At 63.4% G+C, this 19228-nt stretch carries 17 protein-coding genes; 7 read left to right on the top strand and 10 right to left on the bottom strand.

Features of this window, described 5'->3' with window-relative positions:
* Positions 1 to 270 precede the first annotated feature (270 nt).
* Positions 271 to 4815, top strand: a complete 4545-nt coding sequence (locus tag KVG91_RS16225; protein ID WP_169378662.1) for a DUF4329 domain-containing protein — start codon at positions 271 to 273, stop codon at positions 4813 to 4815.
* Here KVG91_RS16225 and KVG91_RS16230 read toward each other — a convergent pair.
* The 7 genes from KVG91_RS16230 to KVG91_RS16260 form a co-directional block, all read right to left on the bottom strand.
* On the bottom strand, positions 4812 to 6161 hold the full coding sequence (locus KVG91_RS16230) for a PepSY-associated TM helix domain-containing protein (protein WP_169378663.1): 1350 nt from the start codon (positions 6159 to 6161) through the stop codon (positions 4812 to 4814). The genes KVG91_RS16225 and KVG91_RS16230 overlap by 4 nt on opposite strands.
* 114 nt (positions 6162 to 6275) lie before the next feature.
* On the bottom strand, positions 6276 to 8309 hold the full coding sequence (locus KVG91_RS16235; RefSeq protein ID WP_217894903.1) for a TonB-dependent copper receptor: 2034 nt from the start codon (positions 8307 to 8309) through the stop codon (positions 6276 to 6278).
* A 92-nt stretch (positions 8310 to 8401) separates the two neighbouring features.
* Positions 8402 to 8791 carry a DUF2946 domain-containing protein gene (locus tag KVG91_RS16240; protein ID WP_169378626.1) on the bottom strand — a complete coding sequence of 130 codons (390 nt, stop codon included), beginning with the start codon at positions 8789 to 8791 and terminating at the stop codon, positions 8402 to 8404.
* Between the two features lie 11 nt (positions 8792 to 8802).
* Positions 8803 to 9285 carry a copper chaperone PCu(A)C gene (locus KVG91_RS16245; RefSeq protein ID WP_169378627.1) on the bottom strand — a complete coding sequence of 161 codons (483 nt, stop codon included), beginning with the start codon at positions 9283 to 9285 and terminating at the stop codon, positions 8803 to 8805.
* A gap of 46 nt (positions 9286 to 9331) precedes the next feature.
* Positions 9332 to 9724: a DUF2946 domain-containing protein gene (locus tag KVG91_RS16250; protein ID WP_169378628.1), complete on the bottom strand. Its 393-nt coding sequence runs from the start codon at positions 9722 to 9724 to the stop codon at positions 9332 to 9334.
* Between the two features lie 96 nt (positions 9725 to 9820).
* Positions 9821 to 10108 (bottom strand): addiction module antidote protein, encoded by a 288-nt coding sequence (locus KVG91_RS16255; RefSeq protein WP_076954520.1) that lies wholly within the window; start codon positions 10106 to 10108, stop codon positions 9821 to 9823.
* Positions 10109 to 10111: 3 nt separating this feature from the next.
* Entirely contained in the window at positions 10112 to 10414 is a 303-nt protein-coding gene (locus tag KVG91_RS16260; RefSeq protein ID WP_169378629.1) for a type II toxin-antitoxin system RelE/ParE family toxin, read from the bottom strand.
* Positions 10415 to 10913: 499 nt separating this feature from the next.
* On the opposite strand from KVG91_RS16260, the gene KVG91_RS16265 reads away from it, so the two are divergent.
* Positions 10914 to 11165, top strand: a complete 252-nt coding sequence (locus KVG91_RS16265) for a DUF6124 family protein (protein ID WP_169378630.1) — start codon at positions 10914 to 10916, stop codon at positions 11163 to 11165.
* A gap of 105 nt (positions 11166 to 11270) precedes the next feature.
* Here the strand turns inward: KVG91_RS16265 and KVG91_RS16270 are convergent, their stop codons facing one another.
* Positions 11271 to 12002, bottom strand: coding sequence for a cobalt-precorrin-6A reductase (locus KVG91_RS16270; RefSeq protein ID WP_169378631.1), 732 nt, complete (start codon positions 12000 to 12002; stop codon positions 11271 to 11273).
* Entirely contained in the window at positions 11999 to 13204 is a 1206-nt protein-coding gene (gene cbiE, locus KVG91_RS16275; RefSeq protein WP_169378632.1) for a precorrin-6y C5,15-methyltransferase (decarboxylating) subunit CbiE, read from the bottom strand. The genes KVG91_RS16270 and cbiE overlap by 4 nt, the downstream gene beginning before the upstream one ends.
* Positions 13205 to 13242: 38 nt before the next feature.
* Between cbiE and cobG the strand changes: the two genes are divergently transcribed.
* From cobG to KVG91_RS16300, 5 genes are all read left to right on the top strand, one after another.
* Positions 13243 to 14589, top strand: coding sequence for a precorrin-3B synthase (gene cobG, locus KVG91_RS16280; protein ID WP_169378633.1), 1347 nt, complete (start codon positions 13243 to 13245; stop codon positions 14587 to 14589).
* On the top strand, positions 14582 to 15208 hold the full coding sequence (locus tag KVG91_RS16285) for a precorrin-8X methylmutase (RefSeq protein ID WP_169378634.1): 627 nt from the start codon (positions 14582 to 14584) through the stop codon (positions 15206 to 15208). Before cobG ends, KVG91_RS16285 begins: the two co-directional genes overlap by 8 nt.
* Positions 15208 to 15939 (top strand): precorrin-2 C(20)-methyltransferase, encoded by a 732-nt coding sequence (locus KVG91_RS16290; protein ID WP_169378637.1) that lies wholly within the window; start codon positions 15208 to 15210, stop codon positions 15937 to 15939. Before KVG91_RS16285 ends, KVG91_RS16290 begins: the two co-directional genes overlap by 1 nt.
* Positions 15939 to 17576: a precorrin-3B C(17)-methyltransferase gene (cobJ, locus tag KVG91_RS16295; RefSeq protein ID WP_169378635.1), complete on the top strand. Its 1638-nt coding sequence runs from the start codon at positions 15939 to 15941 to the stop codon at positions 17574 to 17576. Before KVG91_RS16290 ends, cobJ begins: the two co-directional genes overlap by 1 nt.
* Before the next feature lie 237 nt (positions 17577 to 17813).
* Positions 17814 to 18593: a hypothetical protein gene (locus KVG91_RS16300; protein WP_169378636.1), complete on the top strand. Its 780-nt coding sequence runs from the start codon at positions 17814 to 17816 to the stop codon at positions 18591 to 18593.
* Here the strand turns inward: KVG91_RS16300 and KVG91_RS16305 are convergent.
* On the bottom strand, positions 18590 to 19186 hold the full coding sequence (locus tag KVG91_RS16305; protein ID WP_003171467.1) for a MarC family protein: 597 nt from the start codon (positions 19184 to 19186) through the stop codon (positions 18590 to 18592). The genes KVG91_RS16300 and KVG91_RS16305 overlap by 4 nt on opposite strands.
* Between the last annotated feature and the right edge of the window lie 42 nt (positions 19187 to 19228).

The raw sequence follows: 19228 nt of genomic DNA on the forward strand, positions 1-19228 counted from the left end.
GCAGGTAGGAGGCGTTGCAGAGTAGATAGCAAGGGCTGTGCCTAAGTCGCAAAACCGTGCACGCCGGGGCTGGCGAAGACCGCGGCTGTTGTGTGACGCACCATTGTGGCGCTCGCCAGGAGGGTGCGGGCACGTCTGTGTGCTGTTGTGGTGCCGGTTTTTATCTATGTAGCGCCCTTGAGGAGGGGCTCGCTTTCAAGATGTGAGCACATTCAGCGCCTGCCCTTGGGGTCGGCCTGTTTCATCGACTTATGTTTTGAGGTGGACCCATTGGAAGAACCGTCAAACCGCGACAAACGCGCCGCCGCGCAGCGCGGCCATGCCAAGTTAGGTAAGCTCACGCCGGCCTTTGCCAGCGCCGATGATGTGGCTCGCTATATTCATGGGCGCGTGGGGCTCAACCTGCAAGTCGAATACGGCAGCGTTATCATGCGGCGCCTGGGCGATGGCAAGTTTCTCGGCACTGAACCCATACCGGACCGCGCCACCGTGTTTGGCTTTGACCTGCTGCTCGACCACAACCCACGTACCGGTGCGTACCTGAGTCCCGAGGGCTACGAGGTCGTCGCCAGTTGGCATGTGCATCCCAATACGACCGCGAACGTCACACGCCTGAACCCCAAATGGACCGCGCACCAGATCACGGCGTTCCAGGATTTCTATTCCACGCCGGACATCATCTTTAACCATCAACATCGTCACGAGTTCAGAACCGCCTATTTGTCGGGGCCGCAGGGCACGCTGCTCAAATTCCAATTTAATGAATCTCCCGGCGCGTCCGACTATGTGCGCTGGCTCCAGACCGAAGGTAGTTTCGATTCTCTCGATGCCCATGACGGCACGTTGGAAGGCTTCTACAAAAAACTGGCTTCGGTTGGGCAACTAGTGTTTTTACACTCCAGCCCTTACTGGGGCGGTTCGCTGGGAGCGGTGCCAGCCAATTGGAAACCTTACCAGCCCTGGCCAGTCTTCAAGGAGGTGGACGGCGCGGTGGCGCTGGCCTGGTCACGAATCCAGCGCAAGCCCACGGTTCGCCAACGCGTGCTGATCCTGCAGGCGGATACACTGGACAATTACGTTGCCACTGAGCCCGAGCAGGTCGAGGGTGCGGCGCAGGCTTTGCCGGTGTTGCCGGTTGGGTACCACTTGTACGCTATCTACGTGCATTCGCGGCCCCTGCCGGGCAATTACCCGGAATACGAAGCCTGGCTGTACAAAAACTTCATCAGCCCGCTGGAACTGGCGCAGCACATCGCACAGTTTCGTCAGTACAGCCTGGGACCGCAGTCGACCCTTGGCGTCTCGCTGTATATCCGCATGCGTGACGAAGCGGTCCTGCGCTACCGTTTTTCCGGTTCGGCGCTGGAGTCTCAGTTGTTTATCGAAGACGAAGACGGCGTAGTGCGTGACAACGGCATCCAGGCCACGCTGCAAGACGGTTCGCTATTGACGCGCGGCTTTGTCGCCCTGGTGGCCGCCGCCGGTGAGTTGAGCGTGGAAAAGACCAGCGCGTTGTGGGACCTGCCCGGTGTGGTCGATGAGCATTGGGTGCCCTATTCGACGGTGCCCTTGCTCACGTTGAGCCCGGCGTTTTTATCGGCCGACGATGCGGCCCGTTATGCACACACGCGGATCGGCACGCTGCGCGAGCAGGAGATGGGTGGGCTGATCCTGCAGCGCCGCGACGGTCGTTTCGCGATTACCGAGCCGGCGCCAACGGGCGTGCGGCCCTTCACGTTTGCCGGGCGGTGCCCGTTGGATCGCCAGAACAAACCGATCATCCTCAACCCAAACCATCGCCTGCACGGGCGCTACGGGTCGCGGCTGGCGCTGTCGCTTACCGAGCCCAGCTACGCCGCGAAGTATAAATGGACCCGCGAAGGCACCGAACTCTACGGCCAGATGTTCCATCCCCAGGACGTCGCCGACCTGCTGGCCGCGGAGTGTGTGGGTTATCTTTCCGGCACCGAAGACAGCCTGATTGCGCTGGCGCCGGCCACCACCACGGCGGCGTGGCGGCAAGTGTGGCAAGCCGGTTCGACGGGAGGCGACAGCGCCATCGCCAAGAGCCTCGCCGATGGCACCCGAACCAGCGCCGATGTGGTCAGGACACTGGCCGAATGCGGCACGCTGCGTGTGGTGATCGGCAATGCGCTGTGGGGGCCGGCGGGTTTTGTCGAAATGGATTGGGTGCCAAGTGAACGGGTACTGCGGTTCCAGCGACCCGAGACGGTCAGCCACGGGCCGATTTTCGCCAGCGCCGATTTGGCCGCCAGCGATGTGCTGCGCAGCGACCCCCTCGACCACGGCGAGCGTTATGTCGGCCGCTATTTCGGTTTTATCCTCAAGCATCGCCTGCGCGAAGAATACGTTGCCAGCGAGCTGATTCCGGTCACCACTAAGTCGCCGCTGCTGTCCCTCACCAGTCTGTATGGAACGCGCCTGCCGGAAGGCTTCGCGTGCCACGCGCTGTATTACGCCTGCCCTTTGGCGAGGAGTGGTTCGGCGTATTGGTTGCAACGTTTTTTCATTGAACTACGCGACTTGAGCGAAGCCATCACCCAGGCGCGTGCCAACGCAACCCTGCCGCCACTGGGTGCGCCGGTGTATATCGCACCGCCCGCCGGCGCATTACTGTGTTACCAATCGCCGACGGTGAAGGCGATATTCGAAGCGCTGAGCGAAGCAGACGATGCGGTGACCCTGCAAGGCATGCTGGACGTGGGCACGTTGACGCCGGAGCAGGTGGTACGACGGGTCGCGGCCTCGGGCCATCTGCAGGTGATCCAGACGAGCCATTGTTGGGATCGCCGTGGCACCGTGCCGGCGCTGTGGCAGGCTTTTGAACACCTGCCACGGCGGCGGCTGAGTCCGGCATTTTTAACCATGGACGACGCCGCGCGTTATGCCCGGCGGCGCGTACTGCCGACGCTGAAGGACGCCTACGGTGGGGTTATCCTGCGGCGCGATGACGGTTGGTTTGTCGTCACCGAACCGGTGCGGGTGCTCGATGACGTGTTCGATATCAAGTGGATTTTCCCCGATGAGTTGGTGAACCGCGGCCTCTACCCACCGCGCACGGCGGTGGTTGCCAGTTACCACTCAAGACCGCGCCGGCAATGGCCGTTTGTGCTTTCGCCGGCGGAGTCGACGGTGTACGGCAATATGTTTTCCACGCGTCTGCTCGCCCAGGCCTTGTCGGCGGATCAAGCGCGGCACTATCACTACCTGCTGGCGCCGGACGGTGCGGTGATCCGCTTGCGACCGCGTCCCGAATTGAAGTACCCGCTCATTACACAGGCTGCCCTGATCATGCGTCCGCGCAATCATCATGATTGGCTGCATGGCACGCTTGAGGTGCAGATTCGCAGTGGGCAATTGACGCCCGGCGAATACGTCAACCGCGTGGCGCGCACGTTCGAGTTGCAGGTGGTAGAGGGCAGCGCAATGTGGGGTGAGCCCGGTCCGGTCAACGGCTGGAGCGCATTTCCCAGCGCGCGGCCCGGCACCGGCACGTACCTGCAGGCGCGGATAGACCCGGCGTGCAGCCCCGTGCACGCTCACGCCGATGACGCGGCGCGTTATGCCCATGAGCTGGCTGGCGCGCAGCGCACATTGCAGTTCGGTTATGTATTGCAGGCGATCGGTAACGGTCATTTCGTGGCCACCCTGCCCGTTACCGACGATGGCTCGGACCTGGCCCATCGCCGGGTCTTTTCGGATGCGGGCTACCCCTATCGCTATGAGCTCTGTGGCGTGTACCTGTGCGGGCCGCACAACGATGAGCTGCGGCCCGCCGGCCGAGTGGCCGATGGCGATGATATCTACCGGGGGCTGATTTCGCCCGTCGCCCTTCAAGCGGCGATCCGTCAGGCGCATGCGACGACCAAACGTGCGGCGTTGCCGATCTATTTGTCGTGTGCGGATGGCGCCTTGCTGAAGTTCACCGTGCGCAACGGGATCGTTTTTGAGCAGAACGACCTGGTCAAACTGCAGACCCGGGGGCTCACCCCACGCGCGTATATCCGGCGCATTGCGGCCGCCGGCGAGCTGCGCATCCTGTTGCCGAGCGCCAATTGGCCAGGCACTGGCGTGGTGGATGCCCAGTGGCAGCCGGGGCGCTCGCGGGGCGTGGTGCCGGCTGGCGAAAACACCTGGGCGCAGGGACCGATCCATGCGCATCGGGATGATGCTGCGGAGTTTACCCATCGGCACGCCGGCCGCTTCATTGGCCAGCAGGCGATCGCCGCGTTGCTGGAAAAAACCGGCACTGCCGACAGCCATGTTCCGGTACTGGCAGTAGCGGACGAGGGGTTTCCTTCCACCGTGGCGGCGCGCCTGTTCCCGGCCGCCAGCGTCAGCAGCCTGCCACAGTGGCCGACCGGTTACCGCATCAGCGCGGCGCATCTGTTGTATCACGCCGGGTTGGATCAACCGCAGTTGGGAAGTGAAGCGTCCTACCGCGAATACTTCGTGTCGTGGCGCGAACTGGAGTTCTACCTGCACACCCTGAAAAAGCAAGGGCTGCCAATCAGCGGTTTCTACCTGACGGCTCGCGACGGCGCCTTGCTCAGCTATGTCCCCAGCTTCAGTCAGGACGAATACAACTTGCTGGGGAGCACCGGTAAATGGACGGCTGAAGGCGGCTACACGGCGTTCGCCCCCAGCCCCTCCCAGGTTATCTCGGAGCTGGCGCGTATCGGTGAGCTACGCGTGGTGCGCAGCGGCGATTTCTGGACGGCGCGCGGCCGCCTGAGCGCCGCTCTGAAACTGCCGGATAGGCCGGCCGGCATCCGCGCGCGCGATGAGCTTTAATGCCGTGACAGCATCAGGCGGTCCAGGGCCCATACGGCGATCAACGACGCCCCTACCAAGGGGAAAATAATCGCCAGCCCCAGCATGATGACTATCGCGGTTTTCCACTTGGGCAGGTCATGGCGCAGCGGCGGCGCGCCAAGGCCGCCCACAGGCCTGCGCTTCCACCAGATCACCACGCCACTGACGGCGCTGAGCAGGATCATCAGGCAGATCAGCAGCACGATCAGTTGGTTGACCCAGCCGAACATCTTGCCCTCGTGCAGCATCACGCCGGTCTCGGTGGCGCGCGCCACGGTGTTGTAGTGTTCCCAGCGCACATCGGCAAGCACTTTGCCGCTGTACTGGTCCACATGCAGGGTGGCGTCGTTGCGCGGGTCGTTGGCGAACACTGCGACCGTGAACACGCCTTCGGCGGTGGTGGGGAACGTGATGCTGTAGCCGGGTTCGACGTTGCGCGCGGTGGCCAGGTCGACCACTTTTTGCAGGCTTATCGTGGGCGCGGCGGGGGCTGAATGCAGGGCGCCGTGGTTCATGTGCTCGGCATGGTCGCCGGACATCGGCATCGGCGTGTTTTCCATGGCCCAGGGCACGGTCTGTTGGCTGGCGGTGTTCAGGCTGCGCGCCTGCTGGTCGGACTGCGGCACGTTGTTCCACATCGCTGCCGGAAAGGTGTTCCACAGGTCGGCGTATTGCTTGCCCCAGAAGCCGGTCCAGGTCATGCCGCTGAGCAGCATCACCAGCAACAGCGACGCCCCCCAGAAGCCGGTGACCGCGTGCATATCGCGCCAGAACACTCGGCCACGGCTGTTGAAGCGCGGCCACAGTACGCCCGCCGAGGACTTGCCGCGCGGCCACCACAGGTACAGGCCCGAGACCACCAGCACCACGCCCCAGCCGGCTGCGAGTTCCACCAGGCGATCGCCGACGGTGCCGATCATCAGTTCGCCGTGCAATGCGCGGGCGATGGCTTGCAGGTTGTATTGGGCGTCCTGTTCACCGAGTACGGTGCCGCGATAGGGGTCCACGAACACGGTGACTTCGCGACCGCCGTTGTGCATCACCAATTGCGCGCTGCTGCTGGCGTCAGCGGGGGGCAGGTATTTGCTGATCGCGCCGTGGGGGTAGGCGGCCTGGGCGCGTTGCAGTTGCTCATCGGCGCTCAAGGCGTGCTCGGCGGCGGGCACGGTGAGCAGGTCACCGTACATGAGCGGGTCGAGCTGGGGTTTGAACAGGTAGATGATGCCGGTCAGGGCCAGCAACACCATGAAAGGGGCGACGAAGAGGCCGGCGTAGAAATGCCAGCGCCAGGCCAGGTTGTAGAAAGAGATTTTTTGGGTGCTCATTTGGGGCTCCGCAAGGCTTTGATTTTTTGTGTTCGTTACACCGCTATCGCAGGCAAGCCAGCTCCCACAGTTGGAATGCATTTGCGTGTGGGGGCTGGCTTGCCTGCGATGCTCTTAGAAGCTCATGTCCACTTTGGTCCAGAGGGTTCGCCCCGGCTCCTTGATCGCTTGCGGGTCACTGGCCGGATAGCCGAACCCCGCGTTGCCGGCCAGGTTCAAGTGCTCGGCATAGGCCTTGCCGAACAGGTTGTCGACACCGGTACTGACCTTGAAGTTTTTATTGATTCGATACGCCGCGTTCAGCGAGAACACGCCAAAGCCTGCGCTCTTGTCGTAGTCCTTGCCGACTACGTTGCCTCTGTTCGGGTCGATGCGGTTCTGTGCGGCAACCACGCGCCACAGGGCACCGGCGCTCCAGTCATCCTCGCTGTAGCTGAGCCCCAGGCGCGCGTCCAGCGGCGGCATTTGCGGCAGGGCCTTGCCGTCGCTGCTGTTCTTGCCCCAGGCGTAGGCGAGGGTGGCGTCGGCTTTCCAGTGGCGTGTCAGCTTGTACGCCGCGCCCAGTTCGCCGCCCATGATGCGGGCGTCGACGTTGCGGGCCTGGGAAGTGGTGCCCATCATGCCGGCCCGGTAGTCGAACAGGATAAAGTCGCGTACCTGGCCGACGTAACCCGAGGCCCAGGCTTCAAGGTCTTCGGCCTCGTATTGCGCGCCGATGTCGAGCTGGGTGGTTTTCTCCGGCTTGACGCCGTCGAACGCGTTCACCGAGCCGAGCGCCCCGGTGTTGGGCGAAAACAGTTCCCAGTAATCCGGGAAACGTTCGGAATGGCCCAGGCCGGCATAGACCGTGGTGGGGCTGTCGGCCAGGTCGTGCTCGTAGCGCATAAAGCCCGAGGGCAGGGTATCGGCGCGAGTGTCGCCGACGGTTGCGCTGGTCTGCCGATAGTCCTTGGCCGAGGCGCGGTCCAGGCGCGCGCCGCTGATCAGGCGGTCGCGCTCGGCGGCGTACCAGGTGAGTTCGCCGAAGACGCCGTAGTTATGGAAGTCGGCGTCCTTGGTACGCGGCAGAGCCTTGTAGGTGTCGATGCCCATGCTGCTGCGGGCGCGGTGCTCGTTGGTCTGCGCATCCAGGCCGCCGATCAGCTGCACATCGGCCCAGCGCCAGGTGGCCTTGATCCGCGCGCCGAGGGTGCGGCGGTCGACGTTGGAGGCCATCGGCCCCGCCATCATGCCGGTGCCCGAGGGCGTGCGCAGGCTGTAGTTGTCCATCACATGGTCGGCGTAGTTGTAGTAGACCTGGGCCTCGACCTTGTCCAGTACCTCACCGAGGTTGGATTTTTCAAAGCGCAGCCCCAGGCTTTCGCGCAGGAACTGCGAGCCGTCCATGCCGCGCCCGGCGTAACGCGCTTCGCCGTCGCCACGGCCGGCGGTGAGTTCCAGCAGGGTGTCGGGGTCGGGGGTGAAACCCACGGCCACGTCGCCATTCCACTTGTCATAGCGCGAGGCGACGGTGTCGTTATTGCCGTCCTTGTAATCGTCTGCATGCGCCTGGTTACCGATCACTCGCACGTAGCCCAGCGGCCCGCCGGCGGCGGCATCGATGACCTTGTCGAAGCGCCCGTTGGAACCGGCCAGCACACTGGCGTTGAGCCGCGTGCCCAGCTCACCGAAGTGTTCCGGCTCGCGCTCGAACAGGACGGTGCCGGCCGAAGCGCCAGGGCCCCAGAGCACGGTTTGCGGGCCCTTGATCACGGTGAGCTGGTCGTAGGTTTCCGGGGAGATATACGAGGTGGGCGCATCCATCCGACCGGGGCAGGCGCCGAGCATCATGCTGCCGTTGGTGAGGATATTCAGGCGCGAGCCGAACATGCCACGCAGCACCGGGTCGCCATTGGTGCCGCCATTGCGCACCAGGGCAAAGCCGGGGATGGTCTTGAGGTAGTCGCCGCCATCGCTGGCGGGCACCGGCTGGCGCGGGTCCTTGGGGTTGGTGACCACGGTCAGCGGTGAGCTGGGGGCGATCGCGGTGATCACGGTGGGGCTCAGCTCTTGCGCGTCGGCCCTGGCCTGTGGCGCCAGGAGTGCGCCGCATAAAGCGACGAGCACAGGGGTACATCCCAAACGGGTGTCAGCAGAAAACCTGGACATGACAACTTCCATCTATCAATCGTAAACAACACGGCCAGCAGCCTGCGGCTGTCTGTCTAAAGTCGGCCGGGGTGAAGTAACGGTGTCAGGGCTTACGAGGCGATGGGCGGCGCGCGGCTGCGGGCGCCCGGGAAGATGCTCTGCCGGGCATGGCCCAGGCGGGTGGCGGGCTTTAGGGCGTTAACCGGTGGCGGGCTGCTCAGGGTGAGCGTTGGAATACCGCCAGGCAGGGCAGGGCAGCTGTAAAGCAGATCGCAATAGCCGCACTTGGACCAGAGGGCGTGGTGTTCGTCAGGCGCTTTTTGGTGATGAGCATCGCCGTGGTCCATCGGCATGCTCATCGACATACCGACGTGATGGTCCATCGGCATCGCCTGGGAAATCAGCGGACCGATAAAGATCATCAGCATGGCGAACAGGCTGATCCAACTGCCGCGTCTCACGCGCGAGTGTGGAGAGAACCTGGCGCGTGGGGCGCCCATCGAGTAACCGCCTACTGGGCGTGCTTATGCGCGTGGGCGGCCATCGGCGGTACCTTTTGTACCGACACTTGCACCTCGACCTTGCCGGCTTTTTCAAAGGTCAGGGTCAGCGGGAATTGCTTGCCGTCGGCCAACAGGCTGCGGTCTTTGAGGCCTAGCAGCATCACGTGGTAAGCCATCGGCGCGAAGGTCAGTTCACCCTTGGCCGGGACCGCGACACTGGGCACTTGCTGCATCTTCATCAGGTCGCCTTGCATCACGTGCTCATGCAGCTGCGCTTTTTCCGCCAGCGGCGTGTCGGCGCTGAGCAGGCGGTCCGGGGTGGCACCGGTGTTATGAATCACGAAATACGCCGCGACGGTGGGCGCGTTGGGCGGCAACTCCTGGGACCAGGGATCGCTGACCAGCAAGTCGCCGGCCTTGTAGTCTTCTGCATTGGCGGCACTGAACACCGGCAGCAGCAACGCCGCCAGAAGCAGGGAAGATTTGAGCATGGCAGTTCTCCAGAACGGTTCTAAACGCAGTTCACTTGCGAAGAAATCAGACCGTCGGAGAGGCGCGGGGGTTGAGGCTCGGCCATTGCTGGCGCGGGGTTGGGTTTTGCCGTCGGGTTGGCGGCAGGCTCTGCACCGCCGCGAACCGTGTGACATACAACTGCGGCACATGCCCCGGCAACGCCACCAGCGACGCTGAGCCGGAGCAACACCAGCAATGCTGCATGGCGGAGTGATCATCCTGCGACGCCGGAATCTCCAGCTTACCCAGGGCCATCGCCTTGAGGCTGGCGCCGTTGGAGGAACAGAAACTGCCCCACAGCAAGCGCTTGACCGGGTCATCGGCCTGCTGCATCGCACCGGCCAGCGGCATGGCAAAGGCGTTGAACAACACTGCAAGGCAGGCGATCCAGGCGATTGCGAAGCGTTGACGGGCCATGGCGGACAATCCGTAGGGTTAAACGATCAGGCGGGTATTTAGCCTGATCGGGGGGGATAAGTAAAAAAGGGCGGTGTGGTTTGGTGTCGCAGTGAGTCAGACCGCCGTGGCGTGAAGCTTGAGGCCCAGAGCTTTCATGACTTTCATGATAGTCGCGAATTCGGGATTGCCAGTGCTGGAGAGGGCTTTGTACAGACTTTCTCGTCCGAGGCCGGCGTCGCGGGCTATTTGGGTCATGCCTTGGGCGCGGGCGATATTGTTGAGCGCTGAGCGAATCAGCAATCCGTCACCGGAGTCTTCTTCGAAAGAAGCTTCGAGATACTCCGCCATGTCCTCAGGGGTCGTCAGATGCTCGGCTATGTCGAAATCTTTAAATTGAGTCATGGGTCACTCCTTTTTTTCAAATTCATCGGCAATTTCTTTAGCGCGCTCGATGTCGCGTTTTTGCGTTGATTTATCGCCACCTATCAACAGTAGGTAAACCACTTCACCTATACGCTTGAAGTACACCCGGTATCCAGGGCCATAGTGGATGCGCATTTCGGATACGCCATTTCCGACGTTTTCGCAGTCTCCAAAATTGCCCATTCCTGCGTTATCCAATCTTGTCAGCACGCGTCCATGGGCGGGTTTACTGCGTAGCGAATAAAGCCATTCCTGAAACTCATCAGATCTCTTGAAGTGAATCATCTCGGATCGTATTCCTTGGGATACATATTGGCAAGTTGTGACGCGCTGCAAAAGCAGCGCATCCCCATCGCGTGCGCCGGAGCAAAACCGCGAGAGGGGAGGTTAGGGCGGGGGCTTTTGGCTGAGCCAGCCAGCTTGTTCGGAAGTGTTTGTAGGGGGATTCGGCTTTCGGTGGTGAAGCCTGATAGGACTGGTTATCCGTATAAATAGAAATTTCCGACAAGTCTTTGAGGTTGTCCCTAGGACACTCAATCTCTAGTCTCCGTACACCGCTGCAAACTCAGCGGTCGGGCGTCGCGGCTCGTATTGATTAAGTACTGCCTCCTTTCAGTTGACGCTTTTTTATCGTCTACTGTGGGCGCTATGGTGGCTGTGCGCGGGATACCTTCGGGTATGCCGGCTTCCTTAATCTCCGGTCCGCGAACCTGCGCACAGCTGCCACCCCTCATCGCATCGCGGCGATTAGTTGGCAGCTCCACTTAGATTAAGGAAATCTACAATGATTAAACCCACCCCCAATCCCCCCATCCGGCTATTCACCGTAGCCGACGGATTCAGCACCGAAGACCTGCTGGTCAACCTCAGCGAAACACTCGCCTCGGCCAATGCGCTGAGTTGCGACCTGGCGTTTGATTTGGAAGGCCCGAAACGAGAGGAATTGCTCGGCGTTGCGCAGTTGATAGAGCTGGCGCAGTTGCTGGCTGATCGTGTGCAAGATGGCGTAGGACAGGCGACAGCAACAGCTGGATGACGCCGCTCTAAAATGTGGGAGCGGGCTTGCTCGCGAATACGGTGTGTCAGGCGCCGGATATATAACTGATCCACCGCCTTCGCGAGCAAGCCCGCACACATGGAGTCAGTGGTGTCTAGAGAGAGCGGTGATTGCCTGTAGCACCGCAGCTACGGTGGTGAATTCTCGATCTACCGCAGCCAACACCGGCCGCTTCAACACCAACACCGGCACGCCTCGCTCCCTTGCCACTTCCAGCTTCGGCTCCGTCGCCGTGCTGCCGCTGTTTTTGCTGATCAACACATCAATCTGCCGGCGCTCAAACAACGCTCGCTCGTCCTCGATCAGAAACGGCCCACGCGCGCCGATTACTTCACAGCGCTCGTTCCCGGGATAAACATCCAGCGCCCGCAACGTCCAGAATTGGTTGGCGGGGATTTCATCGAGGTGCTGCAACGGCTCGCGGCCCAAGGTGAAGAGGGGGCGCTTGAAGGGTTTCAATGCTTCAATCAGCGAGGCCCAATCACCGACTTCACGCCAATCATCCCCCGCCTGGGGCTGCCACGCGGCGCGGCGCAACGCCCAGCACGGCACGCCGCATAGCTGCGCCGCCTGGGCCGCGTTCTGGCTGATCTGCGCCGCATACGGATGGGTCGCGTCGAGGATCAAACTGATCCGCTCATCGCGAACATACTGCGCCAATCCTTCAGCGCCACCATAACCGCCGACACGTACCTGGCAGGTGAGATCGGTAGGCACGCGGCCCACCCCCGCCAAACTGTAGACGTGCTCCGGCCCCAAGGTCCGCGCAATGGCCAGCGCTTCAGTTACGCCACCCAGCAGCAGGATTCTTTTCATAGCGGCTTGACCACTTCCAGCAGCGTGATCGGCAGCGCCTGGCGCCAGGTATCAAACTCCCCCAATGGCTGCGCCTGGGCCACATGGATGCGGGTCAGTTCGCCGCCATGCTGCGCGCGCCAGTTCATCAGGGTCATTTCGCTTTGCAGGGTCACGGCGTTGGCGACCAGTCGGCCGCCGGGGCGCAGGTGCTGCCAGCAGGTGTCGAGCACGCCGTCGCGAGTGACGCCGCCGCCGATGAAGACGGCGTCCGGCGCCTCCAGGCCGTGCAACGCGTCGGGGGCTTTGCCGCGAATCAGTTGCAGGCCGGGCACGCCGAGGGCGTCGCGGTTGTGTTCGATCAGGCCCTGGCGGCCTGCGTCGGCTTCAATCGCCATGGCGCGGCAGCTCGGATGCGCACGCATCCACTCGATACCGATGGAACCGCTGCCCGCGCCCACGTCCCACAGCAGCTCGCCGGGCATCGGCGCGAGGCGGGCGAGGGTCATGGCGCGCACATCGCGTTTGGTCAGTTGGCCATCGTGCTTGAACGCCGAGTCCGGCAGGCCGGCCAGGCGCGACAGAGGCTGGGTGTCGATAGACGCCAGGCAATCGATGGCCACCAGATTCAGGTCGGCGACCCGAGCGTGCTGCCAATCCGCAGCCAGACCGTCGATACGCCGCTCATGCGCGCCGCCCAGATGTTCAAACACCGTCAACCGGCTGGGCCCGAACCCAGACTCAGCCAGCAGCGAGGCAATCGACGCAGGACTGCTGCCGTCATTGCTCAACACCAGCAAGCGCACGCCGCTGGCCAGGTGCGCATTGAGCGCCGCCAACGGCCGTGCCACCACGGACAGCGTCACCGCGTCCTGCAACGGCCAGCCCAACCGCGCCGCCGCCAATGACACCGATGACGGCGCCGGCAGGATCAGCAACTCATCGGCGGCGACCTGACGCGCCAGACTGGCCCCGACGCCATAGAACATCGGGTCGCCGCTGGCCAGCACACACACCGGCGTACCGCGCCTTGCCAGCAGCGGCGCCAGTGAAAACGGACTCGGCCACAGCTCACGCTCGCCCCGAATACACGCCGGCAACAAGTCCAACTGGCGCTGAGCACCTATAATCCGCGTGGCGCGCAACAGGGCGTGCCGGGCATTCCTGCCCAGCCCCTTGAAGCCGTCTTCACCGATGCCTACAACCGTCAGCCAGGGCGACATAACCATTCCTTGAACGACATCCGACGGGCAGGCTTTTCATGCCGCCGGACAAAGCAGGCATAATACCGCGCCTTTACCCGTCAACCGGTAGCCCTGTGAACCAGACGCCCGCTGTGAATACCTTGCGCCCCTCGGCTTGTCCGGGGTTGCTGCGTATTGTCCAGGCGTTGGACGGCGGGATTTGCCGGATCAAATTGGCCGGTGGCTCGATCAGCGCCGCCCAGGCCCACGTGGTGGCGGATGCGGCCCAGGCCTATGCCGGCGGGGTGATCGAGGCAACCAACCGCGCCAATCTGCAGATCCGCGGGATAGGCGCCGAAGAAGACGCATTGATCGCCCTGCTGCTGGCCGCAGGCCTGGGCCCGAGCAACGCCGCCGGTGATGACGTGCGCAACTTGATGCTCAGCCCTAGCGCCGGGATCGACGAGCAGATGCTGTTCGACACGCGCCCGCTGGCCGGACAGATCCTTGCCACGCTGGAAAATAACCCGCGCTTTCATGAGCTGTCGGCCAAGTTCGCCGTGCAACTGGACGGCGGTGAAGCCCTGGCAATGCTCGAACATCACCATGACCTGTGGCTGTCGGCATTCGTGCGCAATGGCGACACGCTGCTCGCGTTCGGCCTGGCGGGTTGCCCGGGCCTGGATGCGCCGTTGGGCGCCGTTCGATTGGAGCAGGGCCATGCGCTGGTAACTGCGGTGCTGGAAGCCTTTCTCGACGTGGCTACGCCGGAACAAACACGCATGCGCCACCTGGTTGTGGATAAAGTGCTGAGCCGCCTGAGCCTGTCGCTGCTGTCCGCGAATGGCTTCAAACGTCCTGCCAGTGGCGCTTCGCTGCACATGGGCACTTATCCACAGCCGCAAAAGAATCAGTTCTATGTCGCGGCCGTTGCGCCCCTGGGCCGCCTGGATTCGACGATGCTCAAGGGCGCCGCGCAGCTCGCCGACGACTATGGCGACGGCACCTTGCGCTTCACCCCTTGGCAAGGCGTGCTGCTGCCCAATGTTGAAAAAACTGGCGTCGTGACCGAACGCCTGACGCAACTGGGCTTTCTCTGCTCCGCCGACCAGCCCCTGGCGCGCATGACCGCCTGCACCGGTTCCAGCGGCTGCGCCAAAGGCCTGGCCGACACCAAGGCCGATGCGGCGCAACTCGCCGCTCTGCATACCGACCACGACGTTCACCTGTCCGGCTGCCCGCGCTCCTGTGCCGCCGCGCACACCGCGCCGGTCACTTTGCTGGCGGTGAGCCCCGGCCACTACGACCTCTATTTTCGCGAGGCAGCCCAGCCAGGTTTCGGCCGGCTGCACGCGCGCAACCTTTCTATTGAAGCGGCGGGCGCCCTGCTGCGCGCTCGCCCACGGAGCAACACCGATGATTGATTACATCCGCGACGGTCAGGAGATCTATCGCAACTCCTTCGCCATTATTCGCGCGGAAGCCAGGTTGGAGCGTATCCCGGCCGACCTGGAAAAACTCGCGGTGCGGGTGATTCACGCCTGCGGCATGGTCGATGCCATCGACGGCCTGCAATTTTCCGCAGGCGCCGGCAAGGCCGGCCGCGATGCCCTGGCCGCTGGCGCGCCGATCCTGTGCGATGCGCGGATGGTCTCCGAAGGCGTGACCCGTGCGCGCCTGCCGGCCAATAACCCGGTGATCTGCACCTTGCGCGACGACAGCGTGCCCGAGCTGGCGCGGCAACTGGGTAACACCCGTTCCGCCGCCGCGCTGGAGCTGTGGCGCCCGCACCTGGAAGGCAGCGTAGTGGTGATCGGCAACGCGCCGACTGCGTTGTTTTACCTGCTCGAAATGCTGGATGCCGGCGCGCCGAAACCGGCGTTGATCCTTGGCTTCCCGGTGGGGTTCGTGGGGGCCGCCGAATCCAAGGCGATGCTGGCGGCCGACAGTCGTGGCGTGCCGTTCGTGATCATGCAGGGCCGCCTGGGCGGCAGCGCGATGGCCGCCGCCGCGGTGAATGCCCTGGCCACGGAGGTCGAATGATGCACGCACGCGGACGTTTGATCGGCCTCGGCGTGGGCCCCGGCGACCCCGAACTGATCACCCTCAAGGCCCTGCGCTTGCTGCGTGAGTCGCCGGTGGTGGCGTACTTCGTGGCCAAGGGCAAGAAGGGCAATGCCTTTGGCATCATCGAAGACCACTTGGTGGCGCAACAAACCCTGATGCCGCTGGTGTACCCGGTGACCACCGAGGCATTGCCTGCACCGCTGTCCTACGAACAGGTGATCAGCGATTTCTACGACACCGCCAGCGTCGATGTGGCCGCACATCTGGATGCGGGCCGCGATGTGGCGGTGATCTGCGAAGGCGACCCGTTCTTCTACGGTTCCTACATGTACCTGCATGACCGTCTGGCCGAACGGTACGAAGCCCAGGTGATCCCCGGCGTGTGCTCGATGCTCGGCGGTGCCTCGGTGCTGGGCGCGCCGCTGGTGTATCGCAACCAGAGCCTGTCGGTGCTCTCCGGCGTATTGCCCCATGAAGACCTCAAGCGCCGTTTGGCGGACGCCGACGCGGCGGTGATCATGAAGCTGGGGCGCAATTTCCCGAAGGTGCGCCAGGTCCTTGAAGAACTTGGCCTCGCCGAGCGCGCGCTGTACGTGGAGCGCGCGACCATGGCCAACCAGAAAATCGTGCCGCTGGACCAGGTGGAGCCGATGTCGTCGCCGTACTTCTCGCTGATCATCGTGCCCGGCGTTCGGTGGCAAGGTTGATGCGCCCGGCGATTGTCATCCTCGGCCAGGGCAGCCTGGCCACTGCGCGCAAGATCCGGCAGCTGTACCCCGGTGCTGCGATCCACGGTTTGGCCGCACGGGTCGAAGGCGCTGACCACGCCTACATCGAATTCGGCGCCACACTGCGTCAGCTCTACCAGCAAGGCACACCGCTGATTGCGCTGTGTGCCGCCGGCATTGTGATCCGCACGCTGGCGCCGCTGCTGCTGGAAAAGGGCGAAGAGCCCGCTGTGCTCGCCGTGGCCGAAGACGGCAGCGCCGTGGTGCCGCTGCTCGGCGGCCTGGGCGGCGTGAATGTGATGGCGCGTGAAATTGCCGCTGCGCTGGGCGTGGCGGCTGCCATTACCACCAGCGGCGAGTTGCGTTTCGGCACCTGCCTGCTCAACCCGCCCGCGGGTTACGCGTTGGCAGATCTGGAGTTGGGCAAGCGCTTTGTCTCGGACTTGCTGGCCGGCGAGAGCGTGCGCATCGAAGGCGTGGCGCCGTGGCTGGAGCAAGCCAACCTGCCGCAGGATCAACAGGCGCGCCTGGCCATTCATGTGGGCAGTGCCAAGCGGGTACCTGCGGCCGACGAATTGCTGATCTATCCGAAGACGGTGTGCGTGGCGTGCAAGCCTGGCGCGCACTTGGCGGAGCGTGTGCGGGCTGCGTTGCATGACGCGGGTATCGCCGTGCAATCCCTGGCCTGCCTGCTGGCCAGTGACACGCAGATGGCCGAAGCGTCGTTGCATGAAGCCGCGTTGGAACTGGGCGTGCCGCTGCGTTTCAGTGATCTCGCTCAGGACGCCGATATCGTCGTCAGCGTCGCCGAGCAGCCCTTGGACCTGTCGCAAGTCGGTCGCGCCCGTGGCCGCCTCGCTGTGATCGGCCTGGGCCCGGGCGCCGCCGAGTTGATGGTGCCGGCGGTCAAGGTCGAACTGGCGCGCTGCACCGATGTGCTGGGCTACGAAACCTATGTGCGCATGGCCGGGCCGTTTCGCGACGATCAGGTGCAGCACTGCACCGACAACCGCGAAGAAATGCAGCGTGCGCGCCATGCTTTCGAACTGGCCGCGCAAGGCCGTTCGGTGGTGGTGGTGTCGTCCGGCGACCCCGGCGTATTCGCCATGGCTGCGGCGGTGCTCGAGGCCTTGCATGAGTCCAGCGACCCGGCCTGGCATCAGGTTGACCTGCAAATCCTGCCCGGCGTCTCGGCCTCCCTGGCCACGGCCGCCCAGGCCGGCGCTCCGCTGGGCCATGACTTCTGCGTGATGTCGCTGTCGGACAACCTCAAGCCCTGGTCGATCATCGAAAAGCGCCTGGACCTGGCGTCCCAGGCCGACCTGGCGCTGGCGTTCTACAACCCGATCTCCCGTTCGCGGCCGTGGCAACTGGGAAGGGCGCTGGAAATAGTCGCAGTGCATCGCACGCCGCAGACGCCGGTCGTGTTGGGCCGCGATGTCGGCCGCCCGGGGCAGACCCTGCGTGTCACCACGCTCGGGCAACTGACGCCGGAGCAGGTGGACATGCGCACCATGGTGCTGATCGGCTCGTCCACCACCTGCACATTCCCCCGCGCCGGTGGCGGTGAGTGGGTGTACACGCCGCGCTGGTACGGCGAGAAGCCCGCCGGCTGAAACCGGCCCGCCAGGCGCCGGAAAGCTCCGAACGACCCGGGGAATTTCCTGGCGTTGTCCGGGGCTTTTTCTTTTTTTTGCGAAGACTTCTGCACGCTTGCCAGCGACCCCGCGTGATCGCTGGGCACTGCGGTTTGACGTGCTGCCTTAAGGCATGTTTGTGGTCTGGCAAGCTCGTCGGCGGGTGGACTAGGGTGAACACAAGCCCCGAATGCGGGGTGCTTGTGGAGAATCAAAATGGAGCGACATCATAGAAGGATCAACACGACCAAAAGGCGCAAGTTGATTGCCGCCTACAAGTTGCCCGGAGCGCCCGGATTGCTTAAGGCTTCAGCGTCGGACACCGAAGACGACTTCAACGCGGCGGTGGTCAACAACGGCGTGATCTCGTTTGCCGAGGGCCTGTCGGGTCGAAACCGCGAATACATCCGCAAAAGCTATCTGCTGGCCAGCAGCTACGTCAGCGATGTGTTGAACATCCAGCGCGGCACCGAGGGGTGGTACGAAGAGTTCATCAAGGTGATGACCGGGTTGGGTTGGCTGCCGGTGCGCAGCCGCTTCGAGCGGGTGTCACGTTCAGGCAAGGGGCTGACCGTGCAGTCGCAGGTGCTGGGCATCATCGCCGCCCTGCTGGCGTCGACGTCCTTGTCTGTGCCGTTGCTTGCGGCCCTGCCGAAGTTGGCGGCTGATGCCTTGGAGGCGTTGAAGCAGACGCCGGCGACGTTCGAACTGTTCAAGCGCAACAGCACGGTGCACCAGGGCGGCGATTTCGGCCTGGCGTCTTGTGCCGAACTGGAGGGCGAATTGATGATGGTGCTGGTGACCTACAGCACACACAGCGTGAGCAAGCAGGTCGGGCTGCCATTTCTGGAGTGGGACAGCTCTTCGTTCGAAGCTTTCAGTGGGCAGACGTGCCTGGTCCTGAACACTTCGCTGATCAACGATAAAACCCTGCAACTGATGCGCGAGAGCGCAGGTGACAAAGTGCAACTGGCCATCGCCAAGTACCGGATCTAGGGCACCAGGTAGCCACGTACGCCGGTAAAGATGATTTGCGCGGCCAAGGCGCACACGAACAACCCCATCAACCGACTGACAATCTGCAAGCCTTGGTCGCCGAGAATACGCTCGATACGGTTGGACAGGTACAGCACCACGCCGACCGTGAGGCTGGCCAGGGCGATGCTGAGGATGGCGGTGAGCTTGTCGTCCCAGTGTGGCTGGCTTACACCCATCACCAACAGTGCCCCGATGGTGCCGGGGCCGACGGTGAGGGGAATGGTCAGCGGCACGATGGTCACGTCCTGCTGCACGTTGTCGGTCTGCACGGCCGACTTGCCCTGCGCCATCCCCAGGGCGGAGATAAACAGCACACTGCCGGCGCCGATGCGAAAGGCGTCCACGGTGATGCCGAACACACTGAAAATCACCCGGCCGAAGAGGTAGAGCAAAACGCTCGAGACCAAGGTTGCCAGCGCTACCTTCCAGGCCAGGCGCCGCCGCTCTTTGCTGGAGTAGCCACGGGTGAGGCTGATAAAGCAGGACAGCACGAAGAACGGGCTGTAGAGCACGAGCATTTTCAGGTAGACGCTGAATAACACGTGGAGCATGGAGGTGGCTCGCGGCAGGGGAGATGGGTCGAGTCTATCAGG

The organism is Pseudomonas azadiae, from assembly GCF_019145355.1.
In the GTDB taxonomy this organism is placed as follows: domain Bacteria; phylum Pseudomonadota; class Gammaproteobacteria; order Pseudomonadales; family Pseudomonadaceae; genus Aquipseudomonas; species Aquipseudomonas azadiae.

Coding starts and splice junctions, on each gene's coding strand:
- KVG91_RS16260 (WP_169378629.1), bottom strand. CDS start 10,414: ATGATTCACTTCAAGAGATCTGATGAGTTTCAGGAATGGCTTTATTCG.
- KVG91_RS16230 (WP_169378663.1), bottom strand. CDS start 6,161: ATGAGCACCCAAAAAATCTCTTTCTACAACCTGGCCTGGCGCTGGCAT.
- KVG91_RS16300 (WP_169378636.1), top strand. CDS start 17,814: ATGGAGCGACATCATAGAAGGATCAACACGACCAAAAGGCGCAAGTTG.
- cobG (WP_169378633.1), top strand. CDS start 13,243: ATGCCGCCGGACAAAGCAGGCATAATACCGCGCCTTTACCCGTCAACC.
- KVG91_RS16250 (WP_169378628.1), bottom strand. CDS start 9,724: ATGGCCCGTCAACGCTTCGCAATCGCCTGGATCGCCTGCCTTGCAGTG.
- cobJ (WP_169378635.1), top strand. CDS start 15,939: ATGCGCCCGGCGATTGTCATCCTCGGCCAGGGCAGCCTGGCCACTGCG.
- KVG91_RS16290 (WP_169378637.1), top strand. CDS start 15,208: ATGCACGCACGCGGACGTTTGATCGGCCTCGGCGTGGGCCCCGGCGAC.
- KVG91_RS16285 (WP_169378634.1), top strand. CDS start 14,582: ATGATTGATTACATCCGCGACGGTCAGGAGATCTATCGCAACTCCTTC.
- KVG91_RS16255 (WP_076954520.1), bottom strand. CDS start 10,108: ATGACTCAATTTAAAGATTTCGACATAGCCGAGCATCTGACGACCCCT.
- cbiE (WP_169378632.1), bottom strand. CDS start 13,204: ATGTCGCCCTGGCTGACGGTTGTAGGCATCGGTGAAGACGGCTTCAAG.
- KVG91_RS16245 (WP_169378627.1), bottom strand. CDS start 9,285: ATGCTCAAATCTTCCCTGCTTCTGGCGGCGTTGCTGCTGCCGGTGTTC.
- KVG91_RS16270 (WP_169378631.1), bottom strand. CDS start 12,002: ATGAAAAGAATCCTGCTGCTGGGTGGCGTAACTGAAGCGCTGGCCATT.
- KVG91_RS16305 (WP_003171467.1), bottom strand. CDS start 19,186: ATGCTCCACGTGTTATTCAGCGTCTACCTGAAAATGCTCGTGCTCTAC.
- KVG91_RS16240 (WP_169378626.1), bottom strand. CDS start 8,791: ATGGGCGCCCCACGCGCCAGGTTCTCTCCACACTCGCGCGTGAGACGC.
- KVG91_RS16265 (WP_169378630.1), top strand. CDS start 10,914: ATGATTAAACCCACCCCCAATCCCCCCATCCGGCTATTCACCGTAGCC.
- KVG91_RS16235 (WP_217894903.1), bottom strand. CDS start 8,309: ATGTCCAGGTTTTCTGCTGACACCCGTTTGGGATGTACCCCTGTGCTC.